The sequence below is a fragment of the Ferrimonas kyonanensis DSM 18153 genome, from assembly GCF_000425405.1.
GTDB lineage: Bacteria > Pseudomonadota > Gammaproteobacteria > Enterobacterales > Shewanellaceae > Ferrimonas > Ferrimonas kyonanensis.
Genome location: NZ_AUDJ01000002.1, coordinates 247,042 through 263,113 on the forward strand (window position 1 = coordinate 247,042; position 16,072 = coordinate 263,113).

Sequence of the window (16,072 nt, forward strand, 5' to 3'; positions counted from 1 at the left end):
AGCTCTAATCATGCCAAAGGCAAGTGAAATCAAAAAATCCGCCGCGATTGAACACAATGGTAAGGTGTACCTGGTTAAGGACATCAGTAAGTTGACCCCAAGTGGTCGGGCGGGCGCCAGCCTGTATCGCATGCGGATGTACGATGTGGTCAGCGGTGCCAAGGCGGATGAGAGCTTTAAAGCGGATGAGATGATCACCCTGGCGGATCTGACTCGTCATGACGCGTCGTTCTCTTACATCGATGGCGATGAATACGTGTTTATGGATGACGTCGACTACACCCCGTACAACTTCAACAAGGACGCCATCGTCGAAGAGTTGCCGTTCATCACCGAAGACACCAAGGGGATTCAGGTGCTGGCGGTAGACGGGGTGCCGGTGGCCATTGAACTGCCGAGCCACGTGGACCTGGTGATTGTGGAGACCGATCCCTCCATCAAGGGCGCGTCTGCCAGTGCCCGGACTAAACCGGCGATTCTGTCCACCGGCCTGACGGTACAGGTACCGGAATACATCGCCAGCGGTGAAAAGATTCGAGTCAACACCGCCGAGTCCAAGTTTATGAGCCGCGCCGACAACAAGTAACCTTGGCGGCAGCGCACCGAAAAGGCCAGTCCTGACCAGGACTGGCCTTTTTGTTTTTGATATGAGCGAGGCTCACTGGCCCGGTGGTGGGCTGATTCGGTACAGGTACTGCTCTGCCAGTTGTGGCAATCGGGCCAGGATTTGAGGTTTCAGGGCGATGTCGCTGCTCTGCAATTGAGTGGCCAGCGCCGAGGGCGAGAACTGGGCCAGTGCTGGTTGGCTGACTGGGGCAAAACTCAGGTGCCAGGGCTCGGGCTGGACGCCACCAAGATCCTGGCGATAGGGAAAAAAGAAGCCAAACTGACTGGCTTGCTCGCACAGCCAACGGTGCATCGGCGCGTTGGGGCCGTCATCCTGGTACTCCCAGGGTTCCAGCTTCAGATCATGACCATCGATGGCATTGGCATCGAACAGATCCAGATCCGTTCCCCAGTGATGGCGGGAGGCGCCGGGCAAGGCCGACCAGACTAAAATGGCGTTCAGGCACTCATCATCGCTGAGGTCGGCGACGCACAGGGGCTGGTTGACGCTGTCCAGCAGCGGTCGCTGGCCTCGGGCTTTGCCGTTGAAGATCGCCAGTTGGCGCTCGAAACTGCGCCAGCCTGAGGCGATCTGAACGTCGAAGCCAGCGCCGTGAGCGGCTTCTTGCAACTGGCGCAGGGCGATGGCGGTGCGACTCTCCACACGCTGGCCATCCAGAGCCACCAGGTGGCCCTGGTCCAGCCCGAGCAGTTGCGATTGGCTCAACACAGTAGCCGCTCCATGATTTCCTCGTAGCACAAGGCCAGCTGCTCCAGATCTTCGATACTGACACACTCATTGACCTTGTGGATGGTGGCATTAAGCGGGCCCAGCTCGATGACTTGCGCGCCGGTGGGAGCGATAAAACGGCCGTCGGAGGTGCCGCCACTGGTCTGTGGATCGGTGGGACGTCCGGTGACCGCCTGGATGGCGTCGCAGGTGGCACTGAGCAACTCGCCGTCCTCGGTTAGGAAGGGCGAGCCGTTGTGAACCCAGTCGATGCGGTAATCCAGGCCGTATTTGTCAAACAGGTTGTGCACCCGATCTTTCAGGTCCGCCGCGTGGGTCTCGGTGCAGTAGCGGAAATTAAACTGCACATGCAGTTCGCCGGGGACCACATTGGGGGCACCGGTGCCGGCATGGATGTTGGCGATCTGAAAACTGGTGGGCGGGAAAAAGTCGTTGCCGTTGTCCCACTTCATGGCACTGAGTTCGGCCAACGCCGGCGCCGCCCGATGAATGGGGTTGTCAGCCAGGTGCGGGTAGGCGACGTGGCCTTGCACTCCCTGCACCCACAGATCGCCGGTGAGACTGCCGCGACGACCGTTTTTGATGACGTCACCGAGTCGGGCGCTGCTGGAGGGTTCACCGACGATGCACCAGGTGATCTTTTCCTGGCGGGCTTCGAGGGTATCGATCACCCGGGTGGTTCCGTTGATAAACGGTCCCTCTTCGTCGGAGGTGATCAGGTAGGCGATGCTGCCTCGATGCTGCGGATGCTTGCGGACAAAGCGCTTGGTGGCTACCAGCATGGCGGCCAGGCTGCCTTTCATGTCGGCGGCACCGCGACCGTGCAGCACACCGTCTATGATGGTGGGCTCAAACGGTGGCGTATGCCAGTCACTGAGCTTACCCGCAGGTACCACGTCGGTATGGCCGGCGAAGCAGAACAGCGGGCCCTCGTTGCCTTTGCGGGCCCACAGATTGGTGGTGTCTTCAAACACCATGGATTCAATCTCAAAGCCAAGGTCGGCCAGGTACCCGGCCATCATCGGCTGACAGCCGGCATCTTCGGGAGTGACCGATTCACGGCCAATCAGATCCATGGCCAGGGTCAATACCTCGGAGCGGGCATCAGTCATGGTTGGCCACCAGCGCGTCGTACTCGGCGGCCTTAAAGCCGACGGTCACAGTCTGGCCACTGACCAGTACCGGTCGCTTCACCAGGGTGGGATTGGCCAGCATCAGTGTCACCGCCTTGGCCTGCGTCATGTCGGCCTTATCGTCGGCACTCAGTTGACGCCAACTGGTGGAGCGGGTGTTGAGCAACTGTGTCCATTCCACCTTGTCCAGCCATTGTTCGAGCGTTTCCGCGCTCAGACCCTGCTCTCGAAAGTCATGGAAGTCGAATGAGGTGTTGTGGGACTCGAGGTGCTTACGGGCTTTTTTTACGGTGTCGCAGTTTTTTATGCCAAACAGGATCATCCATGGCTCTCCGATACAGATAGGGTCGATCATTGTGACATCGGCCACATAGGGGAGCAAGCCGAAGTTGTTATGCTAGTTAACGAGTAACCACGATGGCCTGAACCCGGCTGAACCGACGCCTGAACCGCCATCGCCACCGGGGTCAACTAAGGTGGGGTCACAATGGAATTTCAGTCGATTTTCCTGTGACGATGCCTAGTATAGTAAGTCGTAATCAGCTGTTACTCTTGATTAAAAGAGATTAAAAACGGTATCTGTCGGCAAGCCGATACCAATACCCTCATTGGAACGCCCTATGGAAATTGAGAACACCGTTGAGTCCATGCAGCAGGCGCTGTTGGATGTCCGCCGGGCGCAGCGATTACTGGTGGCGTACCATCAGCGCCTTCTGCCAATCATCGACCACCTGGCTAAAGCGCTGCAGTGCCGGTTCCTGTCCTGGGAGCCGACCTATCATGGCCTCGCCGGGCACAACCCTTTTGATTGCTGGTGCTGGGAACATTCGCCCATGAACGATGCCCGGTTTCTGTTTTTGAGTGATACGGTACGGGATTGTGAGCGGGCCACGCCGGAGGACTGGATGCTGTCGGTGCGACTGGTGACCGACTCCGGCCTGGAAACGTCGATGCTCAGGCAGCACAAAAACTGGGACGCCACCGAGATTCAACCGGATCCCGACGACAGCCATACGCGGCTGACGTTCGTGGCCTACCACCCGTTGAGTGAGTTGAACCAGGTCGGCGTATGGCAATCCCTGGTCAATGACAACCCCACGCCCCCCGCCGATGGCCGTCCGGTGCCGCTGACTCAGGACGGTGAGATGTTCGCCATGGAGGTGGATCTGGCCCAGCTCGCCGAGGACAACGGCATCTGCGAACTCATCGATCAGCTGCGCTGCCGCTTGCTGGCCAATGGCTACCCCTACAGCGGTTTGTCTTCCACCTGAGCATCGCCGTTTTGCGTGATGTTTCTCCCCTGCATACACTTAGGTGAGATCCTGAGGTAGTCAAGGTCGCCGTCGATGCTGGGTGTCAGAGGCGACTAGGGGGGAGAGATGATCTACAGGCATACTCAACATGGTGTGGCGGTGCTGCTGATTGTGGCGGCCGCCGCCTTGCTGCTGTCACTGGCGGCCAGCGCACCGGCAGGGCAGATGATGTGGCTGTCCTTTCTGATTCTGGCCGTAGTGGCGGTGCTGTTTTCCTCTTTGACCATCGAAGTCAATCGCCTCCGTATCAGCTGGTTTTTCGGCCCCTGGTTTTGGAAGCGTACTCTGCCGGTGTCCGAAGTGAAATCGGTTCGGGTGGTGCACAACCAATGGTACGAAGGCCTAGGCATACGACTGATTCCCAAGGGCTGGCTGTATAACGTCTCGGGCACCGAAGCGGTGGAGCTAACCTGTAAGAATGGCAAGGTGGTGAGGCTGGGTACCAATGACCCTGGCAACCTGCTCAGAACCATTAAGGCTCAACTGGAAGAGTTGGAATCGTCACCACCTCCTCACTCGAAAGCCTGAACCTATCCAGAGGCGCCAGCTCATCGTCATGATGATCTGGCGTCTGCTGGATTAAATCAATGCACCTTAATATTGATATAACCCTGTATTTCAAATCGGGAATAATTCCTGACTATTACGCTTCTTTATATTTATCATTACGTTTTTTTATTACTCCCATCTTGAGCTTAACCTATTGATTAATAGGGCCTATATTCCTGTTCGTCATTTCATTTTTAGTTTTTCGTTTATATTATAAGGGTTATTTGCCGATTGAATATCTGGGTTGTGAGTCATATTTGAAAAATAGTTTGGGGGTTGTGTCACATAATTTTCAGAGTGGTGTTGTTGAGCGATAATTAAAATCTGTAACTTATAAAAACGAAATGTGGAATAAAGATTAACCATTTTATGGCTGCGATCCGTATTATTGCTCTGGTTTTGCTGACCTTGTTTTCTATTTCTAATTCGGTGGCTTCAGAATCGAATCAAAACAAACTGCATCATATTTATGGCACCACCATGGGCAATAAATATCAGGTCAGTTGGCGCGCCCCGGTTGCCACTGCGGCTCAGGTATTCGCCTTGCGCCAGACCATTGAGCAACAACTGGATGCGGTCAACGCCAGCATGTCGGTGTGGCAGCCGCAATCGGAGCTGTCACGGTTTAATGCTCTGGCTGCTGGTAAGCCAATGACCCTGTCTCCTCAGCTTAACCAGGTGTTGACGCTGGCCCTGAAGATTGGCGAGCGCAGTGGCGGGGCACTGGACATTACCGTCGGTCCGTTGGTGAAGCTGTGGGGCTTTGGTCCCGGTAAACAGAGTCGTGCCGTTCCGAACGATGAAGCCATCGCGTCGGTGCGCACCTACACCGGCCTGAACACGCTCCTTTTGGAATCCGGTCGCCTGACTAAGAGTGATGGTCGAACCGAGATCGACCTCGGGGCCATTGCCAAAGGGTACGGTGTCGATGTCATCGCCGAGGTAATGCGGGCCAGCGGCCACCGGAACTTCCTGATCGACATCGGCGGTGAGCTGTACGCCAGCGGCCAGCGGCAACCGGGCACGCCGTGGAAGGTGGGCATCGATAAGCCGTTTATCTACAGCAGCGGTCAGGTGGAGACGTTACAGCTATCGAATCAGGCCGTGGCGACTTCGGGGGATTATCGCAATTTCTTTGAACAGGCCGGCAGCCGCTATTCCCATGTTGTCGACCCCAGAACCGGACGGGCGGTGCAGACCCAGGTGGTTTCGGCCACTGTGGTGGCCGACCGCTGCGCCGAAGCGGACGGGCTGGCGACGGCGGCGATGGTGATGGGGGTGGAGGCTGCCATGGCCATGGCCGAGCGCGACGGCATTGCCATGATGCTGATCGAAGATCACTTCGGCCGGGTCAGGTTGCACCACAGCACCGAATTTCAACAGTTTCTCCGGTAATTCAGCCGGAGACGATGATGAGCACAAGGGCTCAATTTCAATCCTTGTAGGGAAATGATGATGAAGAAAAAACAACTGGCTCTCTCTTTAGTGTGCGCCTCAATGGTCATGTTGACCGGTTGCAACGACGATGAAACCGTGTATGAAACCAGCCCGGAGATGTGGGACAAGCTGGAGCAGCTTGAAACCGAAAACGAGGCGCTGGAGCAGCAAAATGAGCAGTTGGCGGAACAGAATACCGCCCTGGTGGCAGAGGTGAACTACTGGAAGCACAATGGCAGTACGGTGGCGCCTCATGACTTCACCAGCCAGTGCGCGGCCATCGGTATTGAGTTCGATTATGTCGACCCCAATACTCCGGAAGCCGCCCGGGTGATGGCCGTCTCAGCCGTCGCCGGTGGCGATGATTGCCTGTCTTGTCATACTTACGACGGCTCTGGCGATACCGGGGTGACACCGCCTCATGGGGACTACGGCGATTGCGCCGGCTGCCATGAAGGCCACGATGGCGGTACCGATCCTGGTGGTCCAAGCGGCGAGCCTACGGATCCCACCTACACACAGCCGAGTTTTGCCGCTGGCGCGGTGGATGGTAAGACCGGCGCATCGGGAGCGTCCTACTACGGCAGCGGTTCCTACCTGAATGCGCAATGGCTGCAGGCGCAACTGGATGCCCAGGTACACAACTACCGCTGGAGTGAAGCCGCCGATGGCGATACTGGCGTCAGCACGCTGGCCGCCGCCTGTGCCCTGGACAATCGTCAGCACATGACCCAGATGTTCCCTGAAGATGGCAAGGCCTATGTGATCGAATCTAAAGAGAACGCCATCGGCGCCAAACTGGTGGCCACGGTTAACAAGTTTGATGATAACGGCACCCAGGTGGAAACACCGAACATTGCCACCTTCGGCTTTGGTCTGAAAGAGATTGAGGGCGAGTACTACACCAGCATGTTTATCGGTAAGAACAACACCTGCTATAACGCCATCATGAACGGTGAAGCGCGGTTGTCTTACTATGAGTACGACCCGACTCAATTTGCCAAGACCGGCCTGGAAGAGGAGAGTCGTAACCGTGGTGCCCGCATCATTGTCAGCACCGACTATACTCGTACCGGTTTGTTCGCGCCGGATTGGGCCACTCCGGTACCCGGTCTGGGCGCCGGTGAAACTTTCAAGCCTGAAGATGTGGACTGGAATGCTGTCGGCGCCTGTAATCTGACCTTTAAAGTGGAGAGCATTATTCCTTTGGGGTAATCCGCGGCGACTGAAAAATGGACAGCCGGGGCCTGCAATGACGTTGCAGGCCCCGTTTTATTTCATCATGGTGACGGACGAATATTGTGCTTGCTAAAAGGGGGCAAAATAAGCTCGGGGCGTCAGCAGTCGCAACTTCACCAATAACCCGTTGTTAGGCCAGTGATGATGCTTATTTGACAGAAATCGAAAAAGCGCAGATGATATTTTTGCATCATTATATCCGGCCTTTGTGACTCGAACCTCAGATTTCGAACCCCGTTCGAATAAACTCTCAAGACCCGTTCTGTTGAATTTTCTTTATGCTGAAAGACATTAATCGTCTCGATTATTTCGCTCTTACCGTGCTGGTGGCACTGTATGAGCAAAAAAGTGCCACCGTCGTGGCCGCCAGCCTCAATACCTCCCAGCCCAGGATCAGCCGTGCTCTGGTGATCCTTCGCGAGGTGTTTGATGACCCGTTGTTCATACGGCAAAAATACGGATTGGAACCCAATGCCATGGCCGAAACCCTGTATCCCCTGGCCAAGGCGGTGCTGGAGAGGTACCAGGCCCTGGCCGATGCGGTCACCGATCATGGTGTGGGCAAGACAGAGCTGAACATTGCTGCTCAGGAGCACCTGTGTCCGTTGTTGATGGAGTGCCTGCACCTCGCCCGGAAAGAGGCCGGACTGGCATTGACCTTTAACTTGCACCCCTGGACGGCTGAGGTGCAAAAACAGATGAGTCAGTCGGTGTTGGATCTCAGTATCTCCATTAATCCCTCGGCCTGTGATGGCATCGATAGCCACGAGATTGGTCAGATTAAGCGCTTCTACCTGGTGGCAAGCCGGGATCATCCGATCTTTGAGCAGCCGCTGACCCTGGATACGGTGTTTGCTTACCCGGTGGCGTTGTTCAACTACTCCATGAGTGGCCCTCGAACCCATCGGCTTGAGGCAGTAGCCCGGCAGTTGAAACTGCCGCTGCAGGTGTCACTGAAAACGGCCAGCCTGAATCTGTTGCTGGATCATGTGCAAAAGAGTAACAGCGTTGGTTTTCTGGCTTCGGCGCTGGTGTTGGAATCGATTAAGCAGCGGTCGGACCTGCACTACCTGGATATGACCGGCTTCTGGCAGCAGCGAGTGAAATTGGCGACAGACACTGGGTCAAAGCCCAGTTACGGGTTTTATCTGCAAAGCCACCAGCAGCTGGATCGAGTGTTCGTTGAGGCGTTAGTCGCCAACCTGCGCAAGCGCATCGCCGCCACCCAGTCACAGGCCTGAGTTTGCGTTCATCAAAGCAAAAAGTTGCACAAAACCCTTGGGTTTTTGCCCCTAAACCCTAATTATAACCCTCAGGTGAATAACGATTTTTTGATTGCTGCGGCTCAGGCTACTGGGCGGCGGTGATCGTGGCGGTGCCCATTTGGCCGGCCCTAGCCAAGGAGTGAACGACCCCGATGTTAAAGTTCTATACCCAATTCTCTGTCGATCATGGTCATGAGCCGGAGGCGATTCTGGCGGTGGCCAAGACCTGGCTAGATGGCAGCCCCCACTCCAGCTTCAATCGCGATAATCTGGAGGCGTTAACGCTGCAGACGCCAGGGCCACTGCAGCAGGGGAACGAGAAGATTCAGCTGGCGCACTGTTATGAGTCTGACTATCAAGGGCTGGGCGTTCGCCACGAAAACCTGGACAACAAGCAGGTACGCTGGGTCACCGAGATTGTCGGTGCCAAGATCGGCGGCCGTTTCTGGATCTCGGTGCTGCTGTCCTGCGATTCCGATACGCCGTTGACCCATTCGCCTCAAGCGAAAAAGCCCTACATTGTCCGCCTGATCCTGGAGCATTTCGGCGGCGGCCAGGACGCCAACCTGACGCTAACCGATGAGCCGACCCGGTTGCAGGACAACGAGGCGGATTTTTCGGTCATCAGCCACATCATCAACGGCGACTCGGACAACATGTTGCCGGTGGTGTATTGCAGTGCCGATGAATATAACCGCTGTAGCGTTGACCCGGACGATCTGGCCAAGTGGCTGTCTGGCATGGCCCACGTGCTGGTTGAGCCGCACCGGCGGTTCTCTTTCGACCTTAAGGAGGCAACCGGGGGTAAGAACGTGTATCTGGGGGCCGTGGGAATCTACTGGCCAAATGGCGGGTTAACCCGGGTTCTGCCCGGCGATCGTTTTGCCAGCGCCAATGACCTGGCGGTGGAGGTGGCGCGGACCATTCGAGACTCACTGGTGACCCAACGCAGCATCAAGGGTTGCAGCTGGTCGCAGCTGCGTGAACGGGTGTCGCGATCCAAAATTCGTGCCCTTAAGCAACAGGACTCCGCCGAGCTGGAGCAGTTTGTGGCGGCCTTCGATGATGAACTCAAGGCCAAGGAGGAGCAGTTGGCGGCGGCGGAGTTGACCATCAACTCTCTTCGTTCCGAGCTGATGAACCTGCGGGCCATCAAGGATCACTCCGGCAGCAGCCTGGTGTGCGAAGGCCAGGAGCAGGATCTGTACCCGGGCGAGCGCAAAGATCTGGTGCAGGAGGTCCTGCAGGCGGCACTGAAAAACGCTCAGCCGAACACGCGCATGTTCGATCTTATCGACGACCTGATTCAGGCCAATACCCCGGTGGGTGAGCGGGCCCGTTTGCTGGCGGCAGTCAAACAGACCCTGAGTCAGTATCAGAGCATGGATAAGAAAACCCGCTCCGAGATTGAGAAGATGGGCTTCAGCTTTGAGGAGGAAAATCGCCACTATAAGCTGATGTTTAAAGGCGATCCCCGTTATAAAATCAATCTGGCCAAAACCAGCAGCGACCACCGCTCCGGCAAAAACCTGGTGTCCCAGATCCGCAAAGAGTTTTTCTAGCGTCTGAATCGGTAAGGGGCACAGGTTGTGCCCCTTGGTCGGTCGGCGGGACTCGTGGGCCTCAGGCCATCATGCCGCGCAGAAATTGCTGCAGTTGCCCCTGTGAATCGAAGTAACCGGGAACCGGGTAGGGGCTGCGGTAGGTTTCACTGATGATGTTGTCACTCATGCTCTCCAGATCCGCCTCCTTGAGCATGGTCAGTTCCGGAGTGATGGCCAGAGTCTGACACAATTCATTGACCGCGGTTACCAGCGCTTCGGCCTTGTGCTGGTCGCTGTCGCCCTCGATGCCGATGGCGTCGGCCATCTGGGCCATGCGGGCACTGGCAAAAGGCAGGTAGAACGCCAGCACGTGGGGCAGCACCATGGCATTGGCCAGTCCGTGGGGGACGCCGTAGCGAGCGCCCAGTTGATGGGCAATGGCGTGGACCCAGCCGACGCTGGTTCGAGTGAAGGTGACGCCGGCCTGATGAGACGCCAACGCCATCTCCTGGCGGGCTTCGACGTCATGCTGTCCCTGGGAGAACGCCCGTGGCAGGTAGGTAAAAATCCGTTTAATGCTGGCCAGGTTCATGGCGTCGGTTTCAGCAGTCGCAAACCGGCTCAGGTATGACTCCATGGCATGGGTCAGCGCATCCATGCCGGTGGCGGCGGTGATTGCCGGCGGCAACCCCATCATCAGCGAGGCGTCCAGCACCGCCAGATCCGGCACCACACTCAGGCTCACCACCACCTTCTTCTGATGGCTGTGTTCATCGGTGATCACCGCGGCAGCGGTGGCTTCCGAGCCGGTGCCGGCGGTGGTGGGGATGGCCACGAAGAAGGCGCCTTTCTTTCTCAATTTCAGCAGGCCGACGATTTTGCGCGGGTCGATGTGGTTGTGGGCGCAGCCGTTGATCACCTTGGTGGCATCGATGGAAGAGCCGCCGCCGATGGCGATGACGCTGTCGAATTGATGCTGTCGGCAGTGGCTGATCCCGGCCTCGATCAGGGTGAAGTCCGGGTCCGGCACAATGTCGCTGAATACCGAATAGGTGAGCTGGTGCCGTTCCAGCGCTTCGGTCAGGCGACCAAACACGGGCAGGGTCACAAACACGTTATCGGTGATCACCACCGGACGCCGGTAGCCGGATTCGGCCAGGCGGGCGATGGCGTTATCCAGAGACTGATCACCGCTGAGTACCTCGGGGGTGGCGATGGGCAGGCGCTGAAAAATCGGTCTGGCGATGGCGGCCCAGAGACGATAGAGGCGCTGTCGAAGGGCGAACATCGGGCTGGACGAAGCGTGGGTCTGAGTCATAGTCGGGTTTCCTTACTGGGGCCGCTCCTTGGCTGACGGTGGTTGCAGGCGATGTGGCAGCGGCTGAGGGCGCGCCATTGCCTGCTACCGACCAGTCAGTCGGCTTTAGGTCTAGGCTAGGGCAAACGTCAAGGGAGTGTCAACTGTGGCGAAGAATTTGACCGATTGCAGGGGCGGTGGCCTCCAGGCCGACAGATTTCACCACGGGAGGGGAGGTGGACCACCGCAGAATGCGGCGGTGCCGAAGGGGCGCAGCATTTGCTGCCCGGTGGGACTCAGTGGTCGTGACCGTGGTGGTGATTGATGGTGTTGGCCTGGCGGCGACTGAAACCTTGAATGATCATCTTCGACAACAGTGGATCCTGCTCGTTGTCGCCGACATCGGCATAATCGGTGGCGGCAAACTGATCCCAGTGCTGCATGCGCTGCTGCACATCGATGTCACTGTGGTTGAGCTGCAGCAGGGTCAGAGTCTGTGACGGTGAGCTCAGGGATTGCACTAGTTGCAGATCCGGTAGCCACACTAGTTCGGTGCCGGCGCCGCTGCGGTGCTGGTGGTGCTCACAGCCGTCGCCCGAGGTGGTGGTCACTGTCAGCGCATTCAGGGCCACAGGATCCAGCAGTTGCCATTGCCGCTTCCAGGCGCGCTCGCTGTTCAGCGCCTTGAGATCTTCCGGTTGGTATTCGATGGCGCGCTGGTATTGATCGAACAGCCGTTCTAAGCGCAGTTGTCCGCCGGCCAGCCGGGTCCAGCGTTCAGTCAGTCCGTCATCGGCCCAGTGCAGGGCGACCTGATTGTCCAGGCGCACCAGCTCCAGGGAGCGAACCGCCTTACCGGGTTGTTCAAGGCTGTAGTGGGCGATCAGGCGTTGTGGCTGGGCGTCGCACTGGGCCTGGGCCCCCAGGCTCATCACTAGGGTCAGAGCAAAGAGTATGTGAGTCAGTGTCATGGGAACTCCTAAGGGGAGCACCTTTGTGCTCCCCTTGTTGACAGTGGGGGGTTAGTCCAGGGCAGCCTGGGCACGGCCGCTGAGATCCGCCGCGTATTCCATTACGTGGAACAGGTAGTTTTGCTCGTTGGTGCCGGTGACCAGGTGGGCTCCGGGGCCAGACGCATACACGCCGACGTCTTCGGCGGCATGGGTTTCAGAGCTTCGCGGTACCAGCACCTCCTGGTGGTAACCGGCGGCGGTGGTATCGACCTCGGTCAGGTCGTGGCGGCCGGTGGCGATGGGCTGGTCATAACCGGCATCGGCGTCGGTTTCATTACCCAGATCCATAAAGCCTCGGCCATTGGTATAGCCCAGGGTGGTGTAGGGCTTGCCATCGGCGGCGGTGGCCTGTTTGCCGTCGACGCCCACCACTTTGCCCAGAATGGGGTTGCCGCGACGGGGGTAGCCGGCAATGGTGAACACATGGCTGTGGTCGGCGGTGACCATCACCAGGGTGTCGTCGGACGAGGTCAGGGCCATCGCCTGCTCAACGGCTTTGGACAGTTCGATGGTATCGGTGAGGGCGCCGTAGGCGGAGCCGGCGTGGTGGCCGTGGTCGATGCGCCCCGCTTCGACCACCAATAGGTAGCCGTTGTCATTGTTGTCGAGAATGTCGATGGCCTTGGCGGTCATCTGGCTCAGAGACGGCTCACCGGCCACGTCGTTGCCGCGATTGGCTTCGTATTGCATGTGCGATTCGTTGAACAGACCGAAAACCCGGCTGGTGGTGGCGGCATCGATGCCGTCAAATCCGTTCTGGTCGAACACATAGGTGCCGCTTGGGTATTTGGCCTGCCATTCGGCGGTCAGGTCGCGGCCGTCGGTGCGATCGCCCTCTTTGCTGCTGACGGCATCGGGGCTGTTGTAGGCGGCATCCTTTGGCAGGAAGTGGCGGCGGCCGCCGCCCATGACCACGTCCAGACCATCGACATCCAGGCCGTCAATGCGGCTTTCCAGGTAGGTCTCAAAGTGGACCAGTTGATCGGCAATGTCTGCGGTGCCGGCGGCCACCGCCTCGTCGGGCAGGTCGGAGACGTCTTCCCAGTTACGATCTGCCGACTTGGCGTAGGTGGCGGCGGGGGTGGCGTGAGTAATTCGGGCGGTGGAGATCACTCCGGTGGCCATGCCGGCGATCTCTGCCATCTCGATGGCTGTCATCAGTTCATTGCCCGCCACGGTGCGATAATCACCGCGAATCACGTCTTCATCGACGCCAATGACGCCGACGTCGGTTTTGACGCCGCTGATGAGGGCGGTCATGGTGCCGGCGGAATCCGGCGTTTGGGCATCGACGTTGTAAGTCTTTACCAATCCGGCGTAGGGGAAGGCATCAAAACTGAGGCTGTTTTCCTCACCGCTGCCGCCCTTGAGCTGGCCATCGAGGATTCGGGCGGCGGTTACGGTGGACACGCCCATGCCGTCGCCGACAAACAGAATCACGTTTTTGGCGCCGCCGCGTTTGGCGTTGTTTGGCCGGTCAATGGTGGATTGTAATGCCTGTTCGGCATCGGCGTACCAAGGGCTGTCGGTGTTGGTGGCGATGTCGGCCTTGGTGATTTCAACGGCGCCCGTCGGAGGGGTACCGCCGCCGGTCTGGCTGTTGTCATCGTCGTCGCTGCAGGCCGTCAGTGAGGAGGTGATGGCCAGGGCCAGCAGAGTCTTAGTCAGGGTTTTCATTGTCGGCATTCCTTACTTAGCGACCAGGGTGAGGGCATTGTCGATGAGGTGGAAAATCTGGTTCTGTTCCATCACCCCTTGGGCGAACTGAGCCCCAGGCCCGTTGGCGTGCAGGCTGATGTCTTCCCCGGCGTGGGTTTCAGAACTCAGCGGAATCAGCGCTTCCTGATGGTAGCCGCTGGCGGTAGTGTCGATGGCGCTGATGTCGATGCGGCCATTGGCTGCGGCTTCGCCATAGCCGGCGTCGGCGTCGGTTTCATCGCCCAGATCGCGGAATCCCAGGCCATTGGTGTAGCCAGCGGTGGTGTAGGGCAGACCATTGGCATCGGTGGAGAGGTTGCCTGAGGTGTCCACCACCTTGCCCAGAATCGGGTTGCCGCGGCGGGGATAGCCCGCCAGGGTGAATACATGGCTGTGGTCGGCGGTAACCAGAATCAGGGTGTCGTCACTGGCGTGTTGGCGGGCCAGTTCGACGGCATTGGAGAACTCAATGGTGTCGGTGAGGGCGTTGTAGGCAGAGCCGGCATGGTGACCGTGGTCGATGCGACCGGACTCGACCACCAGCAGATAGCCATTGTCGTTGTTGTCGAGTATGTCGATGGCCTTGGCGGTCATCTCACTCAGGGACGGTTCACCGCCGAGATCGTTAGTGCGATCGGCCTCGTAACGCATGTGCGACTCGTTGAACAGGCCAAGTACCTGAGTGGCGGTGGTCGCATCGATGGCGTCAAAGCCGGCCTGGTTGTAGACGTAGTTGCCTTGAGGGTACTTGGCCTGCCACTCGGCGGTCAGGTCGCGGCCGTCGGTGCGATCGCCCTCGATGGCGCTGACGGCGTCGTCGGTGTTGTAGGCTTCGTCTTTGGGTAGGAAGTGGCGGCGGCCGCCGCCCATGACCACGTCGATGCCATCGACGTCGGCGCCGTCGAAGCGGGCCTCAAGCAGCGTTTCAAAGTTGATCAGCTGGTCGGCAATGTCCTGACAGCCGCCATTGACCGCCGCTTCTGGCATGTCAGAGATGTCCTCCCAGTTGCGGTCAGCAGATTTGGCGTAGGTGGCGGCGGGCGTAGCATGGGTGATGCGGGCAGTGGAGATCACCCCGGTGGCCAGGCCTTTCAGCTCTGCCAGTTCCAGGGCGGTGGTCAGTTCATTGCCGGCCACGGTGCTGCAGTCGCCCCGGCTGATGTCCTCATCGATACTGATGACGCCAACGTCGGTCTTAACGCCGGTGATCATCGCCGTCATGGTGCCGGCGGAGTCCGGAGTCTGGGCATCGACGTTGTAGGTCTTCACCAACGCGGTGTGGTCGAATTTCTCAAAGCTGAGGGCGTTATCTTCGCCCTGCAACCCCTGCTGCTGGCCTTCCAGAATGCGGGCGGCAGTGAGAGTAGAAACTCCCATGCCATCGCCGACAAACAGGATGACGTTCTTGGCCTTGGTGCGAGTTTCCGGCGCCAGTTTATTGTTCAGAGTTTGTTGGCTTTGCTGATACCAAGGGTTGCTGGCCTGGTAGTTTGGCAGAACCTGGCTGACAGCGCTGTGGCTGATGGCCAGTGCCACGGCAGTGGCGACGGTGCCCCATACGTGTTTCATAACGGCTTCCTGTAGGTAGTTGTCCTTAATGTGTAAGCGCAAGCAGGTTAGCCGTGGTGTGTGTCGAATGGGTTAAGCTCAGGTGTCAGAATTGTGAATCAAAAAAGGCCGCAACAGCGGCCTTTTTTAGATAATTGCGTAGCTTACAGGAAGACTTGCAGGGCCGGAGTCTCCCCCCCGACCGCTTCGCCTTCGGCCTTGTGAAGGTCTTTAACGTCTTCCATATTGGCGATCACCAGCGGAGTTAATACGCTCTTGGCGTGCTGGCGCAGGTAGTCGAGATCGAACTTGAGCACCGGATCGCCGGCCTTGACTCGCTGACCCTCTTGGGCGATGCGCTCGAAGCCGTTGCCTCGCAGTTCCACCGTATCGATGCCGAAGTGGACAAACAACTCCAGTCCCAGGGGCGATTCGATAGAAAAGGCGTGATTGGATTCGAAAATCTTGCCAATGGTGCCATCGATGGGCGCGTAGATGGTGTCACCGTCAGGATCGATGGCGATGCCATCTCCGATGATTTTGCGTGAGAACACCACATCAGGGACTTTTTCGATATCCACCACTTCGCCGGACACCGGGGCGATGACCTCGATGCCACCGGTGGGGGAAGCGCTTTTCATCATTCTTTGCATGCGGCTGAAAAATCCCATGGCCACCT

The 16,072-nt window shown here is 58.2% G+C and carries 15 protein-coding genes; 7 read left to right on the top strand and 8 right to left on the bottom strand.

Going from position 1 to position 16,072, the window contains the following annotated elements; all coding sequences use genetic code 11:
- Window positions 1-10: 10 nt before the first annotated feature.
- Window positions 11-586, top strand: a complete 576-nt coding sequence (gene efpL / locus H598_RS0103690; protein WP_028111795.1) for an elongation factor P-like protein EfpL — start codon at window positions 11-13, stop codon at window positions 584-586.
- A 72-nt stretch (window positions 587-658) separates the two neighbouring features.
- On the opposite strand, the gene H598_RS0103695 is transcribed toward efpL, so the two are convergent.
- Genes H598_RS0103695 through H598_RS0103705 form a run of 3 tightly spaced genes read right to left on the bottom strand, consistent with a single transcriptional unit; the run spans window position 659 to window position 2,812 of the window.
- Window positions 659-1,336 (bottom strand): M15 family metallopeptidase, encoded by a 678-nt coding sequence (locus H598_RS0103695; protein ID WP_211227265.1) that lies wholly within the window; start codon window positions 1,334-1,336, stop codon window positions 659-661.
- The gene (dapE, locus tag H598_RS0103700; protein ID WP_035415205.1) at window positions 1,330-2,469 is read right to left on the bottom strand and encodes a succinyl-diaminopimelate desuccinylase; all 1,140 of its coding nucleotides are present in this window, start codon (window positions 2,467-2,469) and stop codon (window positions 1,330-1,332) included. The genes H598_RS0103695 and dapE overlap by 7 nt, the downstream gene beginning before the upstream one ends.
- Complete coding sequence (locus H598_RS0103705; RefSeq protein WP_028111798.1) at window positions 2,462-2,812, bottom strand: ArsC family reductase; 351 nt, start codon at window positions 2,810-2,812, stop codon at window positions 2,462-2,464. The genes dapE and H598_RS0103705 overlap by 8 nt, the downstream gene beginning before the upstream one ends.
- 298 nt (window positions 2,813-3,110) lie before the next feature.
- Here H598_RS0103705 and H598_RS0103710 point away from each other — a divergent pair, with 298 nt between their 5' ends.
- From H598_RS0103710 to H598_RS0103735, 6 genes are all read left to right on the top strand, one after another.
- The gene (locus tag H598_RS0103710) at window positions 3,111-3,761 is read left to right on the top strand and encodes a hypothetical protein (protein WP_028111799.1); all 651 of its coding nucleotides are present in this window, start codon (window positions 3,111-3,113) and stop codon (window positions 3,759-3,761) included.
- Window positions 3,762-3,869: 108 nt separating this feature from the next.
- Entirely contained in the window at window positions 3,870-4,331 is a 462-nt protein-coding gene (locus H598_RS23260) for a hypothetical protein (RefSeq protein WP_051252357.1), read from the top strand.
- A gap of 501 nt (window positions 4,332-4,832) precedes the next feature.
- Complete coding sequence (locus tag H598_RS0103720) at window positions 4,833-5,747, top strand: FAD:protein FMN transferase (RefSeq protein ID WP_028111800.1); 915 nt, start codon at window positions 4,833-4,835, stop codon at window positions 5,745-5,747.
- A gap of 60 nt (window positions 5,748-5,807) precedes the next feature.
- The gene (locus tag H598_RS0103725) at window positions 5,808-7,004 is read left to right on the top strand and encodes a bZIP transcription factor (protein WP_028111801.1); all 1,197 of its coding nucleotides are present in this window, start codon (window positions 5,808-5,810) and stop codon (window positions 7,002-7,004) included.
- A gap of 302 nt (window positions 7,005-7,306) precedes the next feature.
- Window positions 7,307-8,269 (top strand): LysR family transcriptional regulator, encoded by a 963-nt coding sequence (locus H598_RS0103730; protein ID WP_028111802.1) that lies wholly within the window; start codon window positions 7,307-7,309, stop codon window positions 8,267-8,269.
- A 176-nt stretch (window positions 8,270-8,445) separates the two neighbouring features.
- Window positions 8,446-9,855 (top strand): hypothetical protein, encoded by a 1,410-nt coding sequence (locus H598_RS0103735; RefSeq protein ID WP_028111803.1) that lies wholly within the window; start codon window positions 8,446-8,448, stop codon window positions 9,853-9,855.
- Window positions 9,856-9,916: 61 nt separating this feature from the next.
- Here the strand turns inward: H598_RS0103735 and H598_RS0103740 are convergent, their stop codons facing one another.
- The 5 genes from H598_RS0103740 to crr form a co-directional block, all read right to left on the bottom strand.
- A complete protein-coding gene (locus H598_RS0103740; protein WP_051252361.1) occupies window positions 9,917-11,155 on the bottom strand; it encodes an iron-containing alcohol dehydrogenase in 1,239 nt (412 codons plus the stop codon).
- A gap of 275 nt (window positions 11,156-11,430) precedes the next feature.
- On the bottom strand, window positions 11,431-12,105 hold the full coding sequence (locus tag H598_RS0103745; protein ID WP_028111805.1) for a hypothetical protein: 675 nt from the start codon (window positions 12,103-12,105) through the stop codon (window positions 11,431-11,433).
- Between the two features lie 51 nt (window positions 12,106-12,156).
- Window positions 12,157-13,824, bottom strand: a complete 1,668-nt coding sequence (locus H598_RS0103750) for an alkaline phosphatase (RefSeq protein ID WP_028111806.1) — start codon at window positions 13,822-13,824, stop codon at window positions 12,157-12,159.
- Window positions 13,825-13,836: 12 nt separating this feature from the next.
- The gene (locus tag H598_RS0103755; RefSeq protein ID WP_028111807.1) at window positions 13,837-15,414 is read right to left on the bottom strand and encodes an alkaline phosphatase; all 1,578 of its coding nucleotides are present in this window, start codon (window positions 15,412-15,414) and stop codon (window positions 13,837-13,839) included.
- A gap of 143 nt (window positions 15,415-15,557) precedes the next feature.
- Complete coding sequence (gene crr / locus H598_RS0103760; protein WP_028111808.1) at window positions 15,558-16,064, bottom strand: PTS glucose transporter subunit IIA; 507 nt, start codon at window positions 16,062-16,064, stop codon at window positions 15,558-15,560.
- Window positions 16,065-16,072 lie beyond the last annotated feature (8 nt).